At 62.3% G+C, this 3,102-nt stretch carries 2 protein-coding genes; both read left to right on the top strand.

Annotated elements, in window-relative coordinates; genetic code table 11:
- Nucleotides 1–2,313: autotransporter domain-containing protein (locus ENZ75_RS26480; RefSeq protein ID WP_128278431.1), on the top strand; the 2,313-nt coding region annotated here is incomplete at its 5' end.
- 177 nt (nucleotides 2,314–2,490) lie between these two features.
- Nucleotides 2,491–3,102 (top strand): sterol desaturase family protein (locus ENZ75_RS26475; RefSeq protein ID WP_164888015.1); only part of this gene is annotated, 612 nt, incomplete at its 3' end.

Genomic DNA, 3,102 nt, shown 5'->3' with positions numbered 1-3,102 from the left:
ATCTTCGCTGGCCTTTCCTCGGGAAGCGGCAACGTCGATGTCACGGCGAACGGCGCGATCGACGCGAGCAGCGGGATTGTCGCAGGGACTGTCGGTACAGGTTCGGTGACCGTGAAGGCGGTTGGTCCGATCACCGCGACGACTGGTCGAGGTATCGACGCTGAAAGCTCGGCCGGCAATGTCGCGGTGATAACGGGTGCTGTGAACGCAACTGCGGCTACGGCGATCTTCGCGCTCCAGGACAATCCGGTGGGCGCTGGCACGATCAATGTGACGACGAATGGCAATGTCTCGGGTACGACAGGTATCCAGGCAACCAATCTTGGCACGGGCGCGATCACGGTGATCGCCAATGGCGCGGTGACCGGAACGTCGGCCGAGGGCATCGTCGCGACGGGCAACGGCGTAGTGGATGTGCAAGTCGCCGGCACGGTGACGGGCGCGACGCGTGGCCTGACTTTGACTGGTGGGACGGGCGCCATCAACGTCGCCTCGTCGGGCGCGATCCGTAGTCTTTCCGGACTGTCCAGCGATGCGGCGATCGAGACCAATGCCGCGACGATGGCGCTCACAAACGCCGGTTCGATCGTCGGTACAGCGCAGTTTGCCGGCGGCGCGACACTGTTCGCCAACGACGGGAACTGGAACGGCGCCGGTGGAACCAGTGATTTCGGCGGTGGCGCCAGCAGGCTGGTCAACGACGGGACCGCCGTCGGTGGAAACTCCGCCGGCGTCGCGGAGACGACGCAATGGACCAATCTGTTTCAGTTCACCAATCAAGGCACCTTGACAATGGCCGACGCTGGCGCCGGCGATGTGATCCGGCAAACCGGCGGCAATGCCGCTTTCGCGACTGGCAGCATCATGGCGATCGATATCAACACGGCCGGCCAGGCCGACAGGTTCAGCACCTCCGGCACCGCGACGATCACTGGCGCGACGCTGACCGTGAACGCCGCGGGCGGCATTGCGGTGCCGGGCACCCGCTATACGGTGTTGACCGCCGATGCCGGGCTGACCGGGCAGTTCGCTGCCTTGACTGGAGTTCTCAACACCGCCTTCCTCAGGCTTGTCGATACCTATGACACCAACAACGCCTATCTCGACATCCTGAAATACCGCAACTTCACCGACGCAGCCTTGACCCGCAATCAGATCGCAACCGCTGGGGGGCTCGAGAGCCTGCCGACATCCGGATCCCTGTACAACGTCATCCTCAACCTCGCGACCGACGTGCAGGCACGTGATGCCTTCGACCAGCTCTCGGGCGAGGTGTATCCCTCGGCGCAGACTTCCCTCATCGAAGATAGCCGTCTTCTGCGCGACGCGGCGACGAACCGCATCCGGGCCGCTTTCGGTATCGTCGGTGCATCGGCCGCTCCGGTCATGGCCTACGCCGATCAGACCTATGGCGGTGCTGCGGGCGCCTATGTCTCGCTCGATCCCAATACGACCGCTGCAGTGGCGTCGGACACCGATCGCTTCGCCCTCTGGAGTCAGGGCTTTGGTTCATGGGGCCATACTGGCAGCGACGGCAATGCTGCCCGCGTTGACCGCTCGACTGGCGGTTTCCTGGCCGGCGGTGACGCCGCCATTTTCGACACCTGGCGATTGGGTATCATGGCGGGATACAGCCGCACCAACCTCGATGTGAAAGACCGCGCCTCGTCGGGCTCGAGCGACAACTATCATCTCGGCCTCTATGGCGGCACCACTTGGGATGTTGGGGGCGGCACGCTCGGCTTGCGCACCGGTACATCCTATACTTGGCACGACATCGCGACGAGCCGCTCCGTCACTTTCCCCGGTTTCAATGACAGCCTCAAGGCAGATTATCGCGCCGGAACGGCGCAGGTGTTCGGCGAACTGGGCTATGGTATCCATGCTGGAAATTTAGGCTTTGAGCCCTTCGCCAATCTCGCCTATGTGAACCTCCGGACTGACGGCTTCACCGAGACAGGCGGCGCGGCGACGCTGACAAGCGCTTCGGCAATCACCGATGCGATCTTCACCACGCTCGGCCTACATGCCTCAGGCGAGTTCACCGTCGGCGAGATGGCGGCGACGGTTCGCGGCACGCTCGGCTGGCGCCATGCCTTCGGCGAGACCGTACCGCTGTCGCGCTTCGCATTCGCCGGCGGCGCATCATTCACCGTCGCGGGCGTGCCGATCGCCAAGGACGGGCTGATACTCGATGTCGGGTTCGACATCGCCATCGCACACAATGCCACGCTCGGCCTCACCTATGGGGGACAATTCGGCAGTCGCGCCGCAGACCAGAGCGTGAAAGCCAATCTCGCGGTCAGGTTCTAGTTGGGGGATGGGCCACACGCCGCAGGACGAGCCCGCATTCGCGTCTCCTCGTCCACCCGCGTTCCATTCACAATCCGCGTTTGCCGCCGCCACTTGCGCAAAAGGTAGAGCCTTTAGCCTTTGGAAAGGGAGATGTGGTTCCTCTCAGAGGCGCGGACTGCGCGCTGAGGCGAATCGATGGATATCTTTGGCATCAAGGCACTTCTGATCTGCGCCCTGATCTTCATTCCGTTCGAACATCTGTTTGCCGAGCGGCCGCAGAAGATCTTTCGCAAGGGCTTCGCTGTCGATCTGATTTATCTGCTGTTCAACGGCTTCATCATAAAGCTGGCCATCGTCATGATGGCGGCAGGCGCGCTCGGTGCCGCTGCACTCCTGGTCCCGCAAGCGATAACGCATGCCGTCAGCGGCCAGCCCGTCTGGCTGCAGGTTGCCGAAATCATCGTGATCACCGATGTCGGCGTCTACTGGACACATCGGGCCTTTCACAAAATCCCGGCGCTTTGGAAGTTCCATGCCGTTCACCACGGCATTGAGGAACTCGACTGGCTCGGGGCCTTCCACAATCATCCCGTCGACGCCATCGTCACAAAGGCAATATCGCTGACGCCGATCTTTTTCCTCGGCTTCTCGGAAGCGTCGATCGCCGTCTTTTCGACTCTCTACCTTGGACATACGCTGCTTGTGCATTCAAACGTGCGGATTCCGTTCGGCCCCTTGAAGTGGCTGATCGCCAGCCCGCAGTTCCATCGCTGGCACCATGCCAACCAGCGCGAAGCCTATGACAAG

Source organism: Mesorhizobium sp. M7A.F.Ca.CA.002.04.1.1 (assembly GCF_004022805.1).
In the GTDB taxonomy this organism is placed as follows: domain Bacteria; phylum Pseudomonadota; class Alphaproteobacteria; order Rhizobiales; family Rhizobiaceae; genus Mesorhizobium; species Mesorhizobium ciceri.
This window is presented reverse-complemented; position numbering and strand designations above follow the sequence as displayed.